The sequence below is a fragment of the Deinococcus radiopugnans ATCC 19172 genome (assembly GCF_006335125.1).
GTDB classification, from domain to species: domain Bacteria; phylum Deinococcota; class Deinococci; order Deinococcales; family Deinococcaceae; genus Deinococcus; species Deinococcus radiopugnans.
This window is the reverse complement of record NZ_VDMO01000008.1, coordinates 166452-184971: the sequence shown is the minus strand read 5'-3', so window position 1 is coordinate 184971 and position 18520 is coordinate 166452. Positions and strand designations below refer to the sequence as shown.

Genomic DNA, 18520 nt, shown 5'->3' with positions numbered 1-18520 from the left:
CCGGCACCGCCTTGAAGCGGCTGTTGAGACGGCGGCCTATTTCTCCAGCAGGCGCCACGCCTCCACGTCCAGCAGGCCATGCGGGGTCAGTTTCAGCGCCGGAATCACGCTCAGGCCCAGAAAGCTGAGGGTGGTCACCGGGTAGGGCAGCGTGCAGCCCAGGGCGCGGGCGGCGGCGGTCACCTCGTTCAGGCGGGCGGCGGCCTGCTGGGGGGGTAGGTCGGTCATCAGGCCCGCGTAGGGCAGGGGCAGACTGGCTTGCACCACGCCGTCCACCACCACCACCGCGCCGCCGCCGATGTCGCGCAGGGCGCGGCCCGCCGCCCGCACGTCCTCGTCGCCGCCGCCCAGGAACGCGGCGTTGTGCGCGTCGTGCAGGATGCTCAGGCCCAGCGTGCCCCGCTGGCCCATCCCCGTGCCGGAGGTCCAGCACGCCGCCCGGTGACCGCGCCCGTAGCGGTCGGCCACCACCAGCCGGGCCTCGCCGCTGCCCGGTGCGCCCCGGCCCGTGGTGATCTGATCCGGGGATACCTCCATCACGGGCCAGTGGGCCGGCACGTCAAAGCGGGCCGTGTCCCAGTCTGCCCCCAGATCCACGCCGCCGCCGTCCAGGGGTGGGGTCACCTCGCCGGGCCGGCCCTCCGTGCCACCCACAAAGGTATCCAGCACCTCGAAGCCCTGCAGGTCACGCAGCAAGACCATGTCGGCGTGGTAACCGGGGGCGATCAGGCCGGAGCTGTGCAGGCCCCAGTATTCCGCCGGGTTGCAGGTCACGAGTGCGATGGTGTCCGCCGGATGCAGGCCGCCCGCCACGCAGGCCCGCAGCAGGCGGTCCAGGTGACCCAGTTCCAGCAACTCGTCCACGCTCACGTCGTCGCTGACCAGCATGGCGCGGCGCGGACGATCCAGCAGCACCGGCAGCAGGGCGTCGAGGTTGCGGGCCGCCGAACCCTCGCGCACCATCAGCCACAGGCCCGCGCGCAGGCGTTCGCGGGCCTCTTCGGGCGTGGCGGCCTCGTGATCCGAGTGCAGGCCCGCCGCCGCGTAGGCCATCAGGGCACGGCCCCGCACCCCGGCGGCGTGGCCGTCCAGACGCCCGCCCGCCGCGCGGCCCGCCTCGAGGATGTTCCACACGTCCGCGTTCCCGCCCAGCACGCCGGGGTAATTCATCATCTCGGCCAGGCCCAGCACGCCAGGCACGCGCAGCATTCGGGCCGTGTCCGCCGCCGTGACATGGGCGCCGCCGTCCTCGAAGTCGCTGGCCGGCACGCACGACGGCGCCGACGCCCAGACCCGCAGGCCCGAACTTGCTCCGGCCTCCAGCATCCATTCCAGACCGCGCACGCCCAGCACGTTGACCACCTCGTGCGGCTCGGCCACCACACCGGTCGTGCCGCGCGGCAGCACCGCCCGCGCGAAGCCCGCCGGGGTCAGCAGGCTGGACTCGATGTGAATGTGGCCGTCGATAAAGCCGGGGGCCAGAAATGCGCCGCGCGCCTCGATCACCCGCGCGGCTTCCAGGCCCATCCCGGCGCCCCCCAGCGCGGCCACCCGCCCATCCGCCACCAGCACATCGGCCTCGAAGATCTCGCGCGTGGCGGGCTGCACCACCTGTGCACCGCGAATCAGCAGATCGCCCGCCTCTTCCCCGCGCGCCACCCGCACCAGACGGCGCCGATCCCCCTGCCAACCACTCTCAGACTGCATGCGGCAGTGTAGGGGGCGGGGGGCAGGCCGTCCAACCCGGCCTGCGCCTACCCGCCCTTGAACCGTTTCAACAGCTCGCCGCGTTCCGCCAGCGCCCGCTGAAACAGCGCCTGCTGCTGGGCCTGCTGGTACGCCCGGGCGCTGTTCATGCCACTTTTTGCGGGAGGCTGGGCCTCGGTCTTGCCGGGCTTGGACATGGGGGCCAGGAGGCCGAAACGGCGGGCGCGGAACATGCCCGGATGCTCCTCGAACACGGCGGTCACGCCGTCGGGCAGCGCGGCGATGTGCAGGGCAAACGCCTGCTCCTGGGCCAGTTCGGCCTGCTTGGCGCCGTCCCCCAGTTCGGTCAGCAGGCGGTCGATCAGGGCAAAGACCTGCGCGGCGTAGGCCTCCACGTCGGCGCGGGCGGGCAACTCGCCCCGGTGAATCACGCGGTTGCGGAAGTCCGCACCCAGCGCCGTGGACGTCAGGAAATCCGGCTCACGGCCCTCGCGCAGCAGGTACGCCAGCGCAAACATGCCCAGTTGCCGCTCGGACTGGCTGGCGACGTGCCGCCAGGTGCCGGCCAGCGCCGCCGTCGCCTCCCCGAAATCCGCCGCCGTGTCCGAGGCGCGCTCCAGCGCGTAGGAGCGCACATAGAACTCGAAAAAGCGTTCCAGCGCCGCCGCGAAGCTCGCCACCGCCTCGCGGGCGTAACCGTCCATCAGGGCGCGGGTGCCCAGATCGAACAGCACTTCGAACTTCTGCTTGCGCACCAGCACGCAGTAGCGTGCCCCACAGTGCGCGCAGTTCAGGTCATGCACGCTGCTGTCGGCGTACTCGGCGCGGTTCTCGCGGCCACAACTGGGGCAGGTGGTGGGAAAGTCCATGCGTGGGGGCAGTGTAGGCCAGGGCCCGTGCGTTCAGGCCACCAGTGGACCTGCCTTCTGACAGTGATAACGCGGAATCCATATGTAGGGTCGGGAGCCCTGAGCGCGGGGTGGGAGGGAACGGCTCGCTCCGTCGCCGGACCCCCAGCCCAGTGACCTGAGCCCAGCGCCTGCGCTCAGGACGTCAACCGGGAGCATCAGCCGTCCACCACTGCACGGCAAAATCAACCAGCGCCCGCTGGGACATCAGTTTCGCGGTGGCCGAGCCGACGTTCCCCACTGTCACCGCGCCGCTGGCCTCAAAAGCGGCCTTGACGGGCGGGAAGGCGTCCTCGTCGTAATCGCACTCGTCGAAGGTCACCCACTTCGGCTGACCGTCCACCAGAACGGGACCGCTGAAGGGCACAGTCGCCTGCTTCCCGGCCCGGACCTCCGCCAGATGCAGGCTGGTGTTGTTCTGCGTTCCCAGCAGCAGCACCCGCCCGTCCAGGTCATACACGCGGGCCAGCGGGGAGCCGTCCCCCAGCGAGAACGTCAGGGGATGGTCCGCCGTGATGTATTCGGCCTGTCGGCCCCACGCGGCGAAAGAACTGTGCGGGTGATTGCTGCGCCGGGCCTCGGGCCATGTTCTGAGCAGTTCAGCGACGCGGCCCACCCCGCGCGAGGGCGTCAGGGCCGGGTCGAAGGCGGGCATCTCGGCGCGAATGGTGGCCCACCAGGACGGCGGAACAGCCAGCCGCCGCCAGCCGGCCGGATCGGTCAGGTGCAGGGTAAAGGTGGGCATGACCACCGTTCCCGCTGGTGTCACCGCGTCCTGTAGCGCCTGGATCACGGCCACCGGGCCGCCGACCACCCAGCCCAGACTGCTCAGACTGACGTGAACCATCAGCATGTCCCCCGCCCGGACACCCAGGGCGCGGAGGTCGGCGGCGAGGCTGGCGCGGGTGCGGGGCGTGTCGGCCAGAGCGATGGCGTCCGTTTCTGTCATGTTCAGTCCTTGGCCCGGTCAGGAGTCACGAGGGTGGGAGGGTGTCGCCCCTGGACAACCCGGACGCTGGGACACAGACGAGTCGGCGCACCTGCTACTCCCCGATCACGTAGCTCAGGCCGCCGCTGTGCGTCAGCCACAGCTTCTCGAAGGCGGCACGCGGGTAGGTGCGGCGCACGGTGTCGTTGCTGGGGGCGGCGGGATCGTTCAGAACGGGATTGCCCGCCTTGTCGAAGCCAATTAAAACCATCAGGTGGCCGCTGCTGGTGGCAATGGCCGCGCCGGGCAACTCGCCTTTTTTCCAGCCCAGACTGACGGCCAGCGGAATGCCCGCGCCCGTGAATTTCTCGGCGGCCGCCAGACTGGGCAAACGCGTCACGTAGGCCCGCTGCCCCAGCGATCCGGCGTAGGCGGCATTGAAAGACCAGTTGCCCGTGCCATCGTAGGCGCGGTCATAGGTGGCCCGAGCCGCCTGCGGCACCTTGATGTCAATGCCGCGCGCGGCCAGGATCATCGAAACGCTGGTGGGGCTACACCACACCTCGCCGCCGTCGGGGTAGATCATTTGCGAACGCTGCGGCACGTCGTTCACCTTGCCCCAGGCCGTTTTATCGCTGGCCTGCCCCAGACCTGCGCTCCGGCGGGCACGTTCAGAGGTGTTAAAGGCCAGCAGCCGCAACGTGGTTCCCTGTCCACGAAGGGTCACGCGGTACTGGTAAGAGGTGGCCTGTTTGCTCAGGCGCAGTGTATCGGTCATAACCTGCCCAGCGCTGTCCTTCTGGCCATTCACGCTGCTGCGGCCCTCGGCGCTGCTCCAGGTACCAAAGGAGTACCAGCGTGACCACTCTGCACCTACCCGCGCCCGCACCTCAACGGTCACGCTGCCCGCCCCCGGCGTCACGGCATTCCAGGACGGCACCAGCTCGTCGAAGGCGGTCACGGTCAGCGGGGCCGAGGTCAGCGTGCCAGTCGTGAGGCCAGGAGCCAGCGAGATGGCTTCCGCGTGAATCTGCGTGCCCTGAACGTCCGCGCCCGCCCAGTCGGCGGCCCGCTCATGGATGGTGGTGGTGCTGCTGGGATAGGTCATGGTGAGCGCCCCCGCGCCGCTGGAGAGTGCAAGAGTCAGAAGAAGAGGAATCCGCATGAATGGGGCGACTATGCCGTCTGTGGCACGGGTGGTGGTGAGGAAGGCTCATACGGATTCCGTTTGTAACGCGATAGAAATCGGGACAGCTCCGATGTCCACACTCCACGTCCGGAACCCGTTTTTCTCCTGCTCGCTGTCGTCGCGAACAGACGCCCATGAAGACGCTGCTCCTCTCACTCGGATTTCCAGGTGTTTTCAACCCCTTTCAATCGGAGTCCATTTCAGCCCTGCATGTACAGAAACGCCTCTGGCAGCGCCTCGCGCCAAGTCACCCAGGTGTGGCCGCTGGGGTATTCGCGGTACTGGTGGGGGAGGGCCAGATCGGCAAACAGACCCGCTATGCGGCGGTTGGGGCCGGTCAGCCATTCCAGCGCCCCCGTATCCAGACTGGTGTTCAGGTGCGTGGGCGGAGCCTGCCGCAGTTCCTCCAGCAGCCATTCCCCGGCCCCGGTGGTGTCGATCACGCCCGAGGCGTCCCGTGCGCCGGGCCGGGCAATGAACGCCCCGCTGTGGCTGACCACGCGGCTGAACAGTTCGGGGTGGCGGCTGCCCAGATGCAGCGAGATCAGCCCGCCCAGGCTCGCGCCCCACAGGCCACGCTCGCTGACGGTGACCAGCTCGCCCTCCACGCGGGGAAACACTTCCCCGGTCAGAAAGTCCAGGTAGCGGTCATTCAGGTAATATTCCTCGCTGCGGTCGCCGGGCTCCACGAAGACCAGGGCCGCGCCCGTCGCCAGTCCGGCCTCCAGCGCCCGGTCCATCACGTCGCCCAGCTTGCCGGTGCGGTAGAAGGCCACGCCGTCCTGCACGTAATAGACCGGAAGGGCGGTGCCGGCCTCGTAGCCGTGCGGCGTGTACACGATGGCGCGGCGGGTGCCGGGAAAGATGCCCCCCTCCCAGCTCAGGCGCGTGGCCGTTCCCTTGCGGGTGGCCTCCGGGGCCAGCCACAGCGGATGACGCGCGTACTCGCCCACCACCGCCGCGCGTGGGTAGGGCCACCACGGATTCAGGGACTTCTGGGGGTTGTCGGGATCGGCGAAGGCCTCGCCCACCGCGTCCAGCCACGCGTATTCCACCCACGCGCCGCGCGGCAGCCTCAGCGTGAGGGGCTGCCCCGCCGTCACGGGCAGGGGGGGCTGCTTGCGCCAGTCGGTGAAATCCCCCACCAGGGCCACGGCGCCGGGTGGGGGCGTGAAGGTGACATCTTGCCCGGAAACGGAAACGGCCATGCGGAGGATTCTACGTGGTGGGCACCGCCGGGGAGGGCGGCAGGAAGGCCGCTGCCCGCTCCGCCGCCGCCTGCGCCAGCTCGCGTGCCGGGCCGTCTGTCCAGCGCAGCAGGGCCACCGCGCGGCGGTGGGCGCTCAGGGCGGCGTGGCCCCTGGCCCGGACATCACCGCTGCCCAATCCGGCCAGCACGCCGTAAGCCTCTCGCCATTCAGCGTCGGCCCAGGCGTCACGTGCCCAAGTCAGGAAGACATTCTCGCTGGGTAAGGGCGTTCCGGCGGCCAGCAGCGCCACCTTACCCAGCGAGAATGTCAGGCCCAGGCACGCGTAGGCCACCTTCGCGTCGTTACCGGCACTCAGACCGCCCATCACCTTGTGCAGTTCCTCGGTGCTGTCGGCCAGCAGCGCAGCGGCCCGCGCGTCGGCCCTTGCCGCCAGCTCGGCCCAGCGCACTGCCCGTGCCTGAGTTTGAAGGTCGGCAAAAATGCCGTGCCGATCATGCAACGGCACACCGGTTTGCAGCGACACCAGATTCCACAGCGCCGTCTCCGGCTCCGTAAACGCCCGGCTGCGGTGCGCGGCGGTGGAGCGCTCCACGCTGAGCAGCACGCCACTGCGGTAAGTGACTTCGTTGCGAACGAACGTCTCGGATGCCACCAGCACGCTGACATCCAGATCGCTGAACTCGTCTGCCTCACCCCGGGCCACGCTGCCGGTCAGGAAGATGGCCTGCACGCCGTCCTCCTGCCGAAGCTCGGTCAGCACTTCATCCAGAACGGCATGGAAGGTCATGGCCTCAGCGTGTCATGTTCCCGCCGCGCCGGGTATCCGCCGAATGACGCAGCGCCGCCCCCAGATGGCAGGCAGCGCCGGCATATTCAGGCGTTTAGCCGGGCTGCTCGGCCCGCTGCGGCGAATTGCCCGCCGAGTACCCCCGGTATTCCTCGCGCAGTTCGCGCTTCAAGAACTTGCCAGTGGCGCCGATGGGCAGGCTGTCGGTGAGCACGGTGGCGTCGGGCAGCCAGAACTTGGCGAAATGGGGTTCCAGCAAGTCCAGCAGTTCCTGATGGGTCACGGTCTGGCCGGGGCGCGGCACCACCACGGCCAGCGGGCGCTCGTCCCACTTGGGATCGTCCATGGCAATCACGGCGCACTGCGCCACGGCGGGGTGCGCCATGATCGCGTTTTCCAGATCCACGCTGCTGATCCACTCGCCGCCGGACTTGATCAGATCCTTGCTGCGATCCTGAATGTGCATGTACCCGCGCTCGTCCAGGGTGGAGATGTCTCCGGTGTCGAACCACAGCTCGCCGTCCAGCTCGAAGAAATTGTCCTGGCCCGCGCCCTTGTAGTAGCTGTTGGCAATCCACGGGCCACGCGCGATCAGGTTCCCCATCGTCTTGCCGTCGTGCGGCAGGCGCTGGCGGTTCCCATCCACGATGTCCAGAAAGACCAGCGGCACGGTGCGGCCCTGCTTGGCGCGCAGTTTGTAGCCCTCGTCGCTGGTCGGGTCGACGTCGAAGGGCACGCTGCTGGCGGTGCCCAGCGGGTGCGTCTCGGTCATGCCCCAGGCCTGCAACATGTTCAGGTCGTGACGGTTCTGGAAGGCCCGGATCATGGCCTCCGGCGCGGCGCTACCCCCCACGATCACGCGCTCCAGGCCGTCCAGCCTGTACGGCTCCCCGGCCTCCCTGGCCCGGTCGAGTTCGGCCAGCAGACCCATCCAGATGGTCGGCACGCCCGCCGTGATGGTGACCCCCTCGTCCTGCAGCAGCGTGGCGATGCTGCGGCCGTCGCTGAAGATCCCGGCATACACCTGCTTGGCGCCGTACATGGCGCAGGTGTAGGGCAGGCCCCAGGCGTTGACGTGGAACATCGGCACGATGGGCAGCACGCTGTCGGCCTCACCCACGTTCAGGGCGTCCTTGGGCGCGCTGGCCAGCGAGTGCAGCACGGTGGAGCGGTGGGTGTACAGCACGCCCTTGGGGTTGCCCGTGGTGCCGGAGGTGTAGCACATGGCCGCCGCCTCGTTCTCGTCCAGACGCGGGTAGCGGGGCAGCGGTTCGGCGCCCATCACGAAGGTGTCGTAATCCCGCACACCGGGCATGGCCTGCGGCAGCGGTCCCATCACGATGATGTGCTCCAGTTTCGGGCACGCGGCCTTGAGGGCCGGAATCATCGCCGCAAAGACGTTCTCGATCATCAGCACGCGGTCTTCGGCGTCATTGAGAATCCAGGCCACCTGTTCGGGGTGCAGGCGGATGTTGACGGTGTGCAGCACCAGCCCCGCGCTGGGCACGCCCAGGTACGCCTCCAAGTGCCGGAACGAGTTGACCGCCAGCGTCGCCACCCGGTCGCCGCGCTCCAGGCCCAGGCCCAGCAGGCCGTTCGCCAGACGCAGGGCACGGTCGGCCACGTCGCCGTAGGTGGTGCGGTGCTTTTTTGGAATGGGGTTGCCCGCCTCGTCGCGGCCCGCCGCCAGCAGGCTGACCACCTCACGGTTGCGGTACTGCCCGCGAATGCGCTCCAGAATGGTGGGCACCGTCAGTTGAACGTCCATCATGTTGCCTTGCATAGTTGAGCCTCCGCGCAGAGAAAGGGGAAGGGGGAAATGAGAAGAACGGCGGCGGCCTGTGGCGGCCACCCGGTCTGAAAACGGCGGTGTTTGGGCCGAGTATAGAGAGTGCCGGGCGGGGCAGACGTATTTTCGCGTGCGTTCTGCTGGCGCCGGGCCACCGATCCATGAAAAACCCGCCAGAAACGGCGGGCCTGCTTCCTGTCAGGGTTATCGGCGTGGCCTGTCCTGCCGCTCCTTCTCGGGCACGGGCGGCTTCGCGTGCGCCCCGCCCCGCAGCGGACGTGGCCCGGCGGGGACCAGCACGCCGATGCCATCATCCTGATCGTCACGCGGTGGAATCGGCCCCCGCGTGTCCCGGCGAAACACCCCAGCAAGCCAGCGGCGCAGATTCATGCCCCAGCGTGCGCGCCGGCCACAGGACCCTGCAAGGCGGACCATCACGATTTGCGTATGCTGCATGGATGCCCGCCACCCTGGATCATCTGGTCATTGCCGCCCGCACCCTCGAAGATGGCCGCGCTTGGCTCGAAGGCCGTCTGGGCGTGCCCATGCAGGACGGCGGCCAGCACGACCACTTCGGCACGCACAACGCGCTGCTGTCGCTGGGGCCGGACGGCTACCTGGAGGTCATCGCCATTGACCCAGACGCCCCCGCCCCGGACCGCCCCCGCTGGTTCGGGCTGGACACGCCGGAGATGCACGAACGGCTGCAAGACGGTCCCGCGCTGATCCACTGGGTGGCGGCAGTCGAGAAGCTGGAGCCTGGCCCGGAGGTGCTGGAACTCACGCGCGGCGACAACCGCTGGGCTCTGACCGTGCCCGAGAACGGCGGGCTGCCCATGGACGGCGTCGCTCCATCGCGCATTCAGTGGCACACGCCGCCGCCCCCCACCCGCCTGACCGACATGGGCGTGCGCCTGGGCCGGTTGCGTCTGGGTACGCCACAGCCCGACACCCTGCGCGCCGTGCTGGACACCCTGAACTTCAGGGGCGAGGTGGAAGTCTACGAGGCCCCGCAGGCCGAACTGCGCGCCGTCCTGGAAACGCCGGATGGACTGGTCACGCTGGGCGAGTGGTGAGGCGAGAAGCTCACCCTCTTTTCCCCCCAGTCATCTTCCCTGGCCTGCGCCCGTGCAGCAGCGCCGCCGCCAGCAACCCGGCCAGAAAGCCGAACAGGTGCGCCTCCCACGACACCGCGGGATTGCCGGGCAGCACGCCCCACAGGATGCCGCCGTACAGCACAGCCGCCACCACGGCCACGCCAATCGCGGCGGGGGTGCGCTCCCACCAGCCCACGCCCAGCAGGTAGGCCAGGTAGCCGAAGATCAGTTCGCTGGCCCCCAGATGCACGCTGCCGCCGCGCCCCAGCAGCCACACCAGCCCGCCGCCCACCACCGCCACCACCAGCGTGACCGCCAGAAACCGCCCCACACCGCGCACCGCGCTCATGAAGGCCAGCACCGCCAGCGGGACGGTGTTGGCGATCAGGTGCGGAAAGCCGTAGTGCAGGAACGGCGCGGTCAGCACATGCCAGAAGGTGCCCGGGGTCCGGGGTTCGATGCCGTACACATCCAGCCCCCCGCCGAAGCCCAGCAGATCGACGATCTCCTGTAACCAGACGGCGGCGATCAGCCCAGCGGTGACCCACAGCGCAGGGCCGATCTGCGGCCTGCCCGGTGCAAGGGGCGACGGTCCCGGTGCGGGCCGGGACCGGGGCGCCTGGGGACGACGGGCGGGCGGCGGCGGCGATCTCATGGTCCAAGTCTGCAGGATAGGGCGATGAGGTTCAGTGGGCTGCGGCGAATCTGGGCGGGCCGCACTGCGCCGGGGCCGCGCACTTCAAAGGCCGGTCTGTCAGGGCCGGGCAAGAGTGGGCTGGATACGCTGACGGCATGAGCCTGGAAGCCAATCTGCACCTGCCGAGCCTCGATCCCTACGGGGAGGCGGTGCGGCGGCGGCTGTACATCGGCACGCTGGGCTGCGGCATGGTGCTGCTGCTGTTTGGTTGGGTGCTGCAGCGCGTGCTGAATCTGCCCGAACCGTACCTGCAGTACGTGGCCCCGGCGCTGCTGGTTATGGGCGTGCCGATTCTGTGGTGGCTGCTGTCGGGCCGGGCGCTGGTTGTCGTCGAACTGACCGCCATCGGCGTTCTGGCCGCCGCCAGCACCGCGCACATCGTGCTGGTCAGCCTGACCGCCCCCACGCTGCCGGGGGCCTACCCCAACAGCGGGCCGTACTGGGCGGTGACGGGCGTGAGCGTGCTGGCGTTCCTGGCCCTGACGCCGGCCCGGGCCGCCGCGTTCAACCTGACGTACCTGCCCGTAAGCCTGCTGCTGCCGTGGCTGCTGCCCGCCACCTACACCGCGCCGTCGGTCTCCGGCCTGGTGCGGGTGCAGCTCAATGCCCTGCTGGTATTCCTGCTGGTGTGGGGCCTGTCGTGGTTCCGCGCCCAGTACGCCACCCAGACCAAGACCCAGGAACTGCTGCGCCAGCTGGCCTTCACCGATCCCCTGACCCGCCTGCCCAACCGCCACGCGGTATATCCGGCGGTGGACGCGCTGCTCAGGGACGCGGCCCCCGGACAGCCCGGCGCCATCCTGCTGGTCGATCTGGACCATTTCAAGCGCATCAACGACAGGCACGGCCACGGCGTGGGCGACGAGGTGCTTGCGGCGGCAGGCGAGGTGCTGCGCAACTGCGCGGCCGACGCGGGTGCGCCGCCGCCCACGGTGGGCCGCTGGGGGGGCGAGGAGTTCATCGTGGTGCTGCCGGGCACGGCGCAGCGGCGGGCTGCGGAACGGGCCGAGCAACTGCTGGCCGAGTTCCGCGCCTGGCCCTGGCCGCATGGACTGCAGGTGACGGTCAGCATCGGCGTGAGCAGCGTCCGGGCGGGCGAGGATTTCAACGGCCTGCTGGCCCGCGCCGACGCTGCGCTGTATGCGGCCAAGTCTTCGGGCCGGGACCGGGTCGTCGTCCACGGTTACGCGGCGCTGCCGGCGGTCCTGGCCTCGTGACCCAGGGGCCTACGCCCCGTTCAGCTGGTCCCGCAGGTGGACGACCACTGCGTCCAGCGCGGTCTCCCGGACCTCTCCACTGCGCCGCTCCCGGACTTCCGCCTGCCCCCTGCTGACCCCGCGCCCCAGCGTCACCCGCCAGGGAATGCCCGTCAGATCGGCGTCGGCGAATTTGACGCCGGCCCGCAGGGGGCGGTCATCCAGCAGCGCGTCAATGCCGGCGGCCCGAAACGCCGCATACAGCGTTTCGGCCGCCTCCACCTGTGCGGCGTCCTTCAGGTCCACCACGGTCAGGAGGACCTCGTGCGGGGCGATGACGGCGGGCCACACCAGACCGCGTTCGTCGGCGAACTGCTCGGCCAGTGCCGCCGCCAGCCGGGTCACGCCCAGGCCGTAGCAGCCCATCGTGGGCGTCTGCGTCTTTCCGTCCGCCGCCGTGAAGGTCATGCCCAGCGCCCCCGTATAGCGCGTGCCCAGCTGGAAGATGTGGCCTACCTCGGTGCCGCGCGCCGAGAGCAGCGGCTGGGCCGGATCGTGCAGCGACGCCTCGCCCGCCGCTGCCTGCCGCAGGTCCGCAACGACCGGCAGCGGGTACTGCTCGCCCCAGTTCGCGCCCACCACGTGCCAGTCAGTCTCGTTGGCGCCAGTGGCAAAATGCCTGGATTGCGCCGCTGCCTCGTCGCACAGGCGTAGAAAGGACCGTTCTGGGCTGTCCGGCAGATCAGGGGCGATGAAGCCCAGCGGCAGACCGGCGGCCCACCGTTCCGTGTCGGCCACCTCCAGCGCGGACAGCGTGCCCTCCACCCGCGCCGACACGGCATTCCACAGCTTGACCGGATTGACACTGTGATCGCCGCGCAGGCTGATCAGCACGGGTTGGGTGGAGGACTGACCGCCATTGAGAAACGCCGCCTCGTACAGTACGTTCTTGACCATCTGGCTGGCCTCGCAGCCCAGCGCGGCGCAGGCGCTCACCACCGTAGGCGTGCCGGGCGTGTGGCGGCGTTCAAAGCTCCCGAACGGGCTGGCCGGAGCGAGGTGGGCACGCGACACGGCCCGCTCCGCGTTGGCGGCGTACCGGCCGTCGGCGGTGAACAGCAGCGTGTCCTCGCCCACGGCCGAGAGCAGCAGGTACTCGCGGCTCTCGGCCCCGCCGATCAATCCACTGTCGGCCTGCGCCGCGCGCCAGTCCGCGCCCAGCCGGGTCAGGATGCGGGCGTAGGCGGCGCCCATGACCTCGAAGGTCCGGGCCAGATCCTCGGGCGTGGCGTGAAAACTGTACCCGTCCTTCATCACGAATTCGCGCGTCCTGAGCAGCCCGGCGCGGGGCCGCAACTCGTCGCGGAACTTGCGCCCGATCTGGTATACGCTCAGGGGCAGATCGCGGTAGCTGCCGACCAGTTCGCGGGCCACGGCCACGGCGACCTCCTCGTGGGTGGGGGCCAGCGCCAGCTCGCGCCCGCCCCGGTCGGTCACCGCGAACATCAACTGGTCCGCCTGGGTGTAGGCGGCCCAGCGCCCGGACTGCCGCCACAGCGCGGCGGGTTGCAGCAGCGGCAGGCTGATCTCCTGCGCCGCGCCGCTCAGTTCCTGGCGGATCAATGCTTCCAGCCTGTGCAGCACGCGGGTCATCAGGGGCAGCGTGGCGTACAGGCCGCTGCCGATCTGGCGGATGAAGCCGGCGCGCAGCAGCATTTCCGTGCCGCGCGTGTCTGCCTCCGACGGCGTTTCGCGCCGCGTGACGAACGAACCTTGTGACAGGCGCATCTTTTTCTCCCTTCAAAAATGTAAAAACGGCGGGTCAGGCGTCATGGGGACGCAGCCGGCAACACTGGCGTCTTTACACCCCGGAGGGCGGCGGGAGCACGGGCAGGCCCGCACCGACACGCCGCAGGCCGCTGGGCCGCTGCGTGTGGGGGATCGTCTGCTCGCTCATGGGCCGTACGCTACAGGCCAGGGCCGGGGCCGGTCAAGCGGCAATCCTTTGCGGCCCACCCGTGCCATGCTGTCGGCCATGACCCAGACCAACCCCCAGACCACCAGCCAGACCATCACGCTTCAGGTTGAAGGCTTCGGCGAGATCACGGCGCACACGGGCGAGCGGCTGGTGCTGGCGCTGGAACGCGGCGGCGTGGACATCCTGCACCGCTGCGGCGGCGTGGCCCGGTGCACCACCTGCCGCGTGTCGTTTCAGGAGGGCGAACCCGACGCCATGACGCTGGCCGAGTACGACAAGCTGACCGAGAAGGAACTGCTGGGCCAGGCCCGGCTGTCCTGCCAGATCGAGTGCGCGCCGGGCATGCGGCTCACGCCGCTGCAGACCGCCTCCAGCACCGGCCTGGAACCGGGCAAGGCCCCCGCCGCGACCATCGAGCCGGAGCCCCGCTGGACCACCCGCCCCGGCGCCTCGACCGAGGGCTAACCCCCCGAGGCAGGCAGCCAGCGGGCCGCGTAGGCTTCAGCCTCCTGCAGGTTGAAACGGGACAGGGCCAGCCCCACATACCCGTCCGGGCGCACCAGACAGCACGCGTTCCGGACCAGTCCGGCGCGTCGTGCTGCCGCCGTGAAGGCGAAGGCATGCAGCGGCAGCTCCCGCACGGCGCACCACGTCAGCAGGTCCGGCGACGGCGTGCCGTAGACGTGAACTTGCCAGCGCAGTGATTGAAGGGCACCGAGGTTGCTGCCCCCCGCCAGCGGCACCCATGGCAGGCGGTCCCCGCCCCGCACCCGGCCCGCGCGGCCCACGCTCAGCGGACTGTGAGGATAGTGAATCAGGAGTTGCGAGAGCCGCCCGAACGCCCAGCGCCGGACCGCTGCCGGACGGCTGAACAGCCCCAACAACGCCGGGATCACGCGCGTGCGGACCACGCGGGCCAGCGGTGAGGGATCGACCACACCGCTGAAGACGCGGTCCGTGGTGTTCACCAGCGACACGGCGAAGGGCCGACGCTCCGGGCCGTAGGTGGCCAACAGCCCAGGGGCCGCCCCACAGAGCGTCTGCGCCAGTTTCCACACCAGATTGGCGGCGTCCCCCAGCCCGGTGTTCATGCCCTGCCCGCCCACCGGACTGTGAACGTGTGCGGCGTCGCCCAGCAGAAAGGCCCGGCCCACCTGAAACGAATCGGCCACCCGGTGATGCACGCGGTAGGTGGAAAACCATTGCACGGCTGAAACCTGCGCGACGCGCTGCGAGTCGATCTGGGGACGCACCGTCTCGAAAGTGACGGCCTCGCCCAGCTCTGCTGGCACCTGTCCCACGACACGCCAGCGGTCCAGCCCTGGCATGGGAAAAAGGGCTAGAAACTGATCGTCGTCCAGCGACACGTTGACGCGGTCCCCGCTCAGTGGGCCGCTGGCGCTCACGTCGGCCACATAAAACCGCTGCGGGTAGGTGCCGCCCGACAGGGGCACGCCCAGGCTGCGGCGCACCACGCTCCCTGCACCGTCGCAGCCCGCCAGATACGCTGTCCGCAAAGTCCTGATCTCCCCTCCTCCCTCCAGCGTGGCCGTGACGCCGCCCACGTCCTGGGTCAGACCCGTGAGGGCAGTCCCCCATTCCACGCCGCCGCCCAGCGCCTCAAGCTGTCCGAGCAACAGGGCCTCATTCTGATCCTGGGTCAGGATGAAGATGTCGGGATGGGCGGTCAGGCCCGCGCCCGCACTGCGCAGATCGACGCCCGCCCGCGCCCGTCCCCGCGTCCACAGGCGCAGTCCCGCCGCGTGTCGCCCCCGCGACAGCGCCTCGCGCCCCAGGCCCAGCTGATCGTAGAACTCCAGCGTCCGCGCCTGCACGGCAATGGCGCGCGTCTCGGTGGTGGGACCGGATTTGGGATCCACCACCTGCACCCGCACGCCCAGCCGGGTCAACCACAGCGCCAGCAACAGCCCGGTGGGGCCAGCGCCCGCAATCAGGACTTCAGGGTCAAGACCGGAACGATCGTGGGTCATCGCCGTGCCCTCCGTTCCTAAGCATAACGGTGGGGCCGGGCCGCGCTCAGTTCATGCGGCGGTGCCGCTCGGCCTCGAACCGGGCGATTTCCGAGGGACTCGACACCCGCCGGGCCACCTCTAGGCGCAGGTCCTCGGTCTCGGTGTCGTTGGGGTCGATGCCCAGGATGGCCGTCGCCAGCAGCACCACCCGCCGCTCCTGTCCGCGCTCAATCTGCGAGGCCCGCAATTCGGCCCGCAATGAGCCCACCAGCGCCCGCTGGATGGTCATGCGTTGTTCCTCGGCCCACTCGCTGTCCTGCAGGCTGGGCAGGAATTCACCCTTGTAGGCGGCCACGGCGGCGGGCAGCTGTCCCCCCGCGATCAACTGCAGCACCCGCTGGCTGTCCAGGATGACGCTGGCCTTGCTGCTCAGGCGGTATTCGGGGGCCTGATGCGCGCCCTCCACCAGCACCACGTCGGCGCCGATGGCCTCGCGGATGTCGGCGATGCACTGGCGGAAATACGTGGCGGCCTTTTTGGGATCGCGGTCCGGCCACAGCTGCGTCACCACGTCCTGACGGGTGCTGCGCGGATGCAGCGCCAGGCAGGCCAGCACCGCCACGCTGCCGCGCACGCGCATGCTGCAGGGAATGCCGTCGCGCAGCACCAGCTCCTGACCCAGCGTCATGATCTCCAGGCGCATGCCGCTGGTAAAGAGATCGTCGCGCAGCGTGCCGCCAAGGGAGGAGGCGTCCTCCAGCGCGGCTTCCAGCAGCGGGGCCAGATTGGGCTGAAGGCGGGCGTAGGCCAGCATCTCCTCGATTTCCCGCAGATCCGGCGCAATCGAGGCCTGCGACTGGGCGTGGGGCAACCCCGCGAGTTCCAGCAACGCTTCCGAGAGCAGGCCGGTGCAGCGTGGCAGGTCATTCATGCGGTAGGCGCTGAACGCCGCCAGCAGCAGCGCGCGGGTGGCGTCGATGTGCGCGCCGCGCTGCGTGGCCTCCTCGCGCACCTCCAGATGCATCCGCAGCGCCGAGGCGCTGTCGCCGCGCCGCAGCGCCATCATCGCCAGGACCACCCGCGCGTACAGCGACAGATCGGGATTCAGGGCGCGCAGGCGGGCAATGGTCCGGACCGCCTCGGCATGTTCCCCGATGCGGCTGTAATGGTTGGCGAGATGGGACAGGGCGTATTCGGTGACATTGAACTCGCGCAGCTCTTCTGCGCGGTTGGCCAGGTCGATCAGCTGTTCAATGAAACCACCGTAATCACCGCCGCGCAGCATCAGATCGATGCGCCTGGCGTCAAGCTGCAGAAGGACGTAATCATTGTGCAGCAAAGCTGCGGTGGCCTGTGCCCGTTCCAACGTCTCGCCCGCCTCATCTAACTGACCAGAGTCAACTTGAATATCAATGAGGGTATTGAACGCGGCTATCAAGGGACGTTTATTTTCGTCGAGTTCCAGCACTGGAATGGCAGGCCCTAGCACCTTGAGAGCATTTTTGAAGTTGCCCTGATCGAGATAGACAGCGGCCAGTGTATGCGCGATCCGGGCAGCCATCACCTTGTTGCCCAGAGAGAAATAGCCTCTGCGGGCCTCCTCGATGGCCTTGAGGCCGCCATTTTCGCCCAGATAGTTCAGAGTCAGCCCATACCAGCGCAGAGTTCGGAAACGCAACTCACCGTCAAGGCGGGAGAGCAGATCGTGGAAATGCGCGGCCGCTCTTCTGTGTTCACCTGTCGCGCGGAGAAGATTGCCGTACTCCACCGCCGCTTCGTCATTTCCCAGCGCCATTGCCATCTCGAGGGGTTCCTCGGCGTCTGCAAACTGGCCGATGCGGAGAAGTGAGACCCCCAGCCAGGCCATTTCCTCAGCGCTCAGGTCCTGCTGCGACTGCAGGGCTGTTAAAACCGCATCATAATTGCCAGTGCCAAAATCCGCCTGGAGCTGTGCTGTACGCGAAGAACGCTTTTTCACACTCCCCCTACTATGATGGGGCCATGAAGAAAAGCCTGAGCGCCCTCATCAGTCTCGTCCTCGTTTTAGCCGTGACATCCGCGAACGCCAAGAGCGTCGGTGGTTGTGGCGGTTGCCTCGAAAAAACGCCCACTGTCAACATCCAGTCCAGCTTCACCGGCAACTGAGGAAAGTGACATGACCGCATCTTATCCTCGCAAAACGCAAAGAGTCCGTGAAGGCTTCAACACCGAGGCGGGAACGCAGGCGCGGCCCCAGGCCGCCTCCGCTTCCAACGTGCGGCCTGCCAGCGCCTCCCTGCTGACCAACCGCATGGACAGCCTCTCGTTCCGGATGGGTCGCCTGTCCTGTGCTGGCCTGGAATGAGCCGCAAGTGGGTGCCCTGGAACAACCCAACCCGCAAGGTCTGGAACGTTGAGCCCAGTGACCACGCCCTGCTGATCGAAACCACCGTTCAGGAAGTCAATGCCTGGACCATGAAAGTGGTGGGCCGCGCCTGCACCGAGCATGACCGCCGGGTGATGGACCTGTCTCTGAAGCTCGCCGAGGCCGCCGGGCTGCTTCAAACGGAGCGGGACGTGTGCCAGATCGTCTGGGCCGCCCTGCTGCACGACATCGGCAAGGCCGCCATCAGCACCAGGATTCTGGACAAGCCGGGCGCCTTGACACCGGCAGAATTCAAGATCATTCAGCAGCACCCCAGTCTGGGCCACCGCCTGGCCCGCACGGCCCCCAGGGCCGACGACGAGATTCTGGGCGCCATCTTGCACCACCACGAACGCTGGGACGGCGAGGGCTACCCGCTGGGCCTGATCGGCGAGTCGATTCCGCTGCTGGCCCGCGTCATCAAGGTGACCGACGTGTACGACGCCCTGGTCTCGGATCGCCCGTACCGCGCCGCCTGGACCGCCGACGAGGCCACCACGTACCTGCTGCAACACTCAGGCACGGCCTTCGATCCCCGGCTGATCCAGATTTTCGCGTACCGCGTGCTGCCCCAGCAACAACATCCGGGCTTTCCCCTGGACTGAAACGCCCCTCCCGACAACCCACACTCAGCGGCAACTTCAGCAGGACGGGAG

Annotated in this window: 19 protein-coding genes; 7 read left to right on the top strand and 12 right to left on the bottom strand. The window is 68.8% G+C overall.

Annotation, left to right across the window (positions count from 1 at the left end; all coding sequences use genetic code 11):
• Positions 1 to 36: 36 nt before the first annotated feature.
• The 8 genes from FHR04_RS09400 to FHR04_RS09365 all read right to left on the bottom strand — a co-directional run bounded on the left by FHR04_RS09400 (position 37) and on the right by FHR04_RS09365 (position 8909).
• Entirely contained in the window at positions 37 to 1707 is a 1671-nt protein-coding gene (locus FHR04_RS09400) for an adenine deaminase (RefSeq protein WP_139402720.1), read from the bottom strand.
• Between the two features lie 47 nt (positions 1708 to 1754).
• The gene (locus FHR04_RS09395) at positions 1755 to 2576 is read right to left on the bottom strand and encodes a hypothetical protein (RefSeq protein WP_139402718.1); all 822 of its coding nucleotides are present in this window, start codon (positions 2574 to 2576) and stop codon (positions 1755 to 1757) included.
• Between the two features lie 184 nt (positions 2577 to 2760).
• Entirely contained in the window at positions 2761 to 3564 is an 804-nt protein-coding gene (locus FHR04_RS09390; protein WP_139402716.1) for an AAC(3) family N-acetyltransferase, read from the bottom strand.
• 94 nt (positions 3565 to 3658) lie between these two features.
• Positions 3659 to 4708, bottom strand: a complete 1050-nt coding sequence (locus FHR04_RS09385; RefSeq protein WP_139402714.1) for a peptidase C39 family protein — start codon at positions 4706 to 4708, stop codon at positions 3659 to 3661.
• Between the two features lie 224 nt (positions 4709 to 4932).
• Entirely contained in the window at positions 4933 to 5940 is a 1008-nt protein-coding gene (locus tag FHR04_RS09380; RefSeq protein ID WP_139402712.1) for an alpha/beta hydrolase, read from the bottom strand.
• Positions 5941 to 5950: 10 nt separating this feature from the next.
• On the bottom strand, positions 5951 to 6730 hold the full coding sequence (locus FHR04_RS09375) for a nucleotidyltransferase domain-containing protein (protein ID WP_139402710.1): 780 nt from the start codon (positions 6728 to 6730) through the stop codon (positions 5951 to 5953).
• 94 nt (positions 6731 to 6824) lie between these two features.
• Positions 6825 to 8513 (bottom strand): long-chain fatty acid--CoA ligase, encoded by a 1689-nt coding sequence (locus FHR04_RS09370; RefSeq protein ID WP_139402708.1) that lies wholly within the window; start codon positions 8511 to 8513, stop codon positions 6825 to 6827.
• A gap of 210 nt (positions 8514 to 8723) precedes the next feature.
• A complete protein-coding gene (locus FHR04_RS09365; RefSeq protein ID WP_139402706.1) occupies positions 8724 to 8909 on the bottom strand; it encodes a hypothetical protein in 186 nt (61 codons plus the stop codon).
• Between the two features lie 68 nt (positions 8910 to 8977).
• Between FHR04_RS09365 and FHR04_RS09360 the strand changes: the two genes are divergently transcribed.
• Positions 8978 to 9595, top strand: a complete 618-nt coding sequence (locus FHR04_RS09360) for a VOC family protein (RefSeq protein ID WP_139402704.1) — start codon at positions 8978 to 8980, stop codon at positions 9593 to 9595.
• A 10-nt stretch (positions 9596 to 9605) separates the two neighbouring features.
• On the opposite strand, the gene FHR04_RS09355 is transcribed toward FHR04_RS09360, so the two are convergent.
• Positions 9606 to 10271: a rhomboid family intramembrane serine protease gene (locus FHR04_RS09355; RefSeq protein WP_139402702.1), complete on the bottom strand. Its 666-nt coding sequence runs from the start codon at positions 10269 to 10271 to the stop codon at positions 9606 to 9608.
• Between the two features lie 137 nt (positions 10272 to 10408).
• Between FHR04_RS09355 and FHR04_RS09350 the strand changes: the two genes are divergently transcribed.
• Positions 10409 to 11530 carry a GGDEF domain-containing protein gene (locus tag FHR04_RS09350; RefSeq protein ID WP_139402700.1) on the top strand — a complete coding sequence of 374 codons (1122 nt, stop codon included), beginning with the start codon at positions 10409 to 10411 and terminating at the stop codon, positions 11528 to 11530.
• Positions 11531 to 11539: 9 nt separating this feature from the next.
• Here FHR04_RS09350 and FHR04_RS09345 read toward each other — a convergent pair whose 3' ends face one another.
• Complete coding sequence (locus tag FHR04_RS09345) at positions 11540 to 13297, bottom strand: proline--tRNA ligase (protein WP_139402698.1); 1758 nt, start codon at positions 13295 to 13297, stop codon at positions 11540 to 11542.
• 247 nt (positions 13298 to 13544) lie between these two features.
• Between FHR04_RS09345 and FHR04_RS09340 the strand changes: the two genes are divergently transcribed.
• The gene (locus FHR04_RS09340; protein ID WP_139402697.1) at positions 13545 to 13952 is read left to right on the top strand and encodes a 2Fe-2S iron-sulfur cluster-binding protein; all 408 of its coding nucleotides are present in this window, start codon (positions 13545 to 13547) and stop codon (positions 13950 to 13952) included.
• Here FHR04_RS09340 and FHR04_RS09335 read toward each other — a convergent pair.
• Positions 13949 to 15478 (bottom strand): FAD-dependent monooxygenase, encoded by a 1530-nt coding sequence (locus FHR04_RS09335; RefSeq protein ID WP_139402695.1) that lies wholly within the window; start codon positions 15476 to 15478, stop codon positions 13949 to 13951. The genes FHR04_RS09340 and FHR04_RS09335 overlap by 4 nt on opposite strands.
• Before the next feature lie 46 nt (positions 15479 to 15524).
• Complete coding sequence (locus FHR04_RS09330) at positions 15525 to 17138, bottom strand: AfsR/SARP family transcriptional regulator (protein ID WP_139402694.1); 1614 nt, start codon at positions 17136 to 17138, stop codon at positions 15525 to 15527.
• A 27-nt stretch (positions 17139 to 17165) separates the two neighbouring features.
• Between FHR04_RS09330 and FHR04_RS20970 the strand changes: the two genes are divergently transcribed.
• The 4 genes from FHR04_RS20970 to FHR04_RS09320 all read left to right on the top strand — a co-directional run bounded on the left by FHR04_RS20970 (position 17166) and on the right by FHR04_RS09320 (position 18469).
• A complete protein-coding gene (locus tag FHR04_RS20970) occupies positions 17166 to 17309 on the top strand; it encodes a hypothetical protein (protein ID WP_169745377.1) in 144 nt (47 codons plus the stop codon).
• Positions 17310 to 17461: 152 nt separating this feature from the next.
• Entirely contained in the window at positions 17462 to 17605 is a 144-nt protein-coding gene (locus FHR04_RS20965; protein ID WP_156122909.1) for a hypothetical protein, read from the top strand.
• 10 nt (positions 17606 to 17615) lie between these two features.
• On the top strand, positions 17616 to 17804 hold the full coding sequence (locus FHR04_RS09325) for a hypothetical protein (protein WP_139402692.1): 189 nt from the start codon (positions 17616 to 17618) through the stop codon (positions 17802 to 17804).
• Positions 17801 to 18469, top strand: coding sequence for an HD-GYP domain-containing protein (locus tag FHR04_RS09320; RefSeq protein ID WP_052195130.1), 669 nt, complete (start codon positions 17801 to 17803; stop codon positions 18467 to 18469). Before FHR04_RS09325 ends, FHR04_RS09320 begins: the two co-directional genes overlap by 4 nt.
• The last annotated feature ends 51 nt before the right edge of the window (positions 18470 to 18520 follow it).

Bases quoted from the DNA above. Each gene is read 5' to 3' on its own strand.
- FHR04_RS09400 (WP_139402720.1), bottom strand. From the start codon at position 1,707: ATGCAGTCTGAGAGTGGTTGGCAGGGGGATCGGCGCCGTCTGGTGCGG.
- FHR04_RS09395 (WP_139402718.1), bottom strand. From the start codon at position 2,576: ATGGACTTTCCCACCACCTGCCCCAGTTGTGGCCGCGAGAACCGCGCC.
- FHR04_RS09390 (WP_139402716.1), bottom strand. From the start codon at position 3,564: ATGACAGAAACGGACGCCATCGCTCTGGCCGACACGCCCCGCACCCGC.
- FHR04_RS09385 (WP_139402714.1), bottom strand. From the start codon at position 4,708: ATGCGGATTCCTCTTCTTCTGACTCTTGCACTCTCCAGCGGCGCGGGG.
- FHR04_RS09380 (WP_139402712.1), bottom strand. From the start codon at position 5,940: ATGGCCGTTTCCGTTTCCGGGCAAGATGTCACCTTCACGCCCCCACCC.
- FHR04_RS09375 (WP_139402710.1), bottom strand. From the start codon at position 6,730: ATGACCTTCCATGCCGTTCTGGATGAAGTGCTGACCGAGCTTCGGCAG.
- FHR04_RS09370 (WP_139402708.1), bottom strand. From the start codon at position 8,513: ATGCAAGGCAACATGATGGACGTTCAACTGACGGTGCCCACCATTCTG.
- FHR04_RS09365 (WP_139402706.1), bottom strand. From the start codon at position 8,909: ATGAATCTGCGCCGCTGGCTTGCTGGGGTGTTTCGCCGGGACACGCGG.
- FHR04_RS09360 (WP_139402704.1), top strand. From the start codon at position 8,978: ATGCCCGCCACCCTGGATCATCTGGTCATTGCCGCCCGCACCCTCGAA.
- FHR04_RS09355 (WP_139402702.1), bottom strand. From the start codon at position 10,271: ATGAGATCGCCGCCGCCGCCCGCCCGTCGTCCCCAGGCGCCCCGGTCC.
- FHR04_RS09350 (WP_139402700.1), top strand. From the start codon at position 10,409: ATGAGCCTGGAAGCCAATCTGCACCTGCCGAGCCTCGATCCCTACGGG.
- FHR04_RS09345 (WP_139402698.1), bottom strand. From the start codon at position 13,297: ATGCGCCTGTCACAAGGTTCGTTCGTCACGCGGCGCGAAACGCCGTCG.
- FHR04_RS09340 (WP_139402697.1), top strand. From the start codon at position 13,545: ATGACCCAGACCAACCCCCAGACCACCAGCCAGACCATCACGCTTCAG.
- FHR04_RS09335 (WP_139402695.1), bottom strand. From the start codon at position 15,478: ATGACCCACGATCGTTCCGGTCTTGACCCTGAAGTCCTGATTGCGGGC.
- FHR04_RS20965 (WP_156122909.1), top strand. From the start codon at position 17,462: ATGAAGAAAAGCCTGAGCGCCCTCATCAGTCTCGTCCTCGTTTTAGCC.
- FHR04_RS09325 (WP_139402692.1), top strand. From the start codon at position 17,616: ATGACCGCATCTTATCCTCGCAAAACGCAAAGAGTCCGTGAAGGCTTC.
- FHR04_RS09320 (WP_052195130.1), top strand. From the start codon at position 17,801: ATGAGCCGCAAGTGGGTGCCCTGGAACAACCCAACCCGCAAGGTCTGG.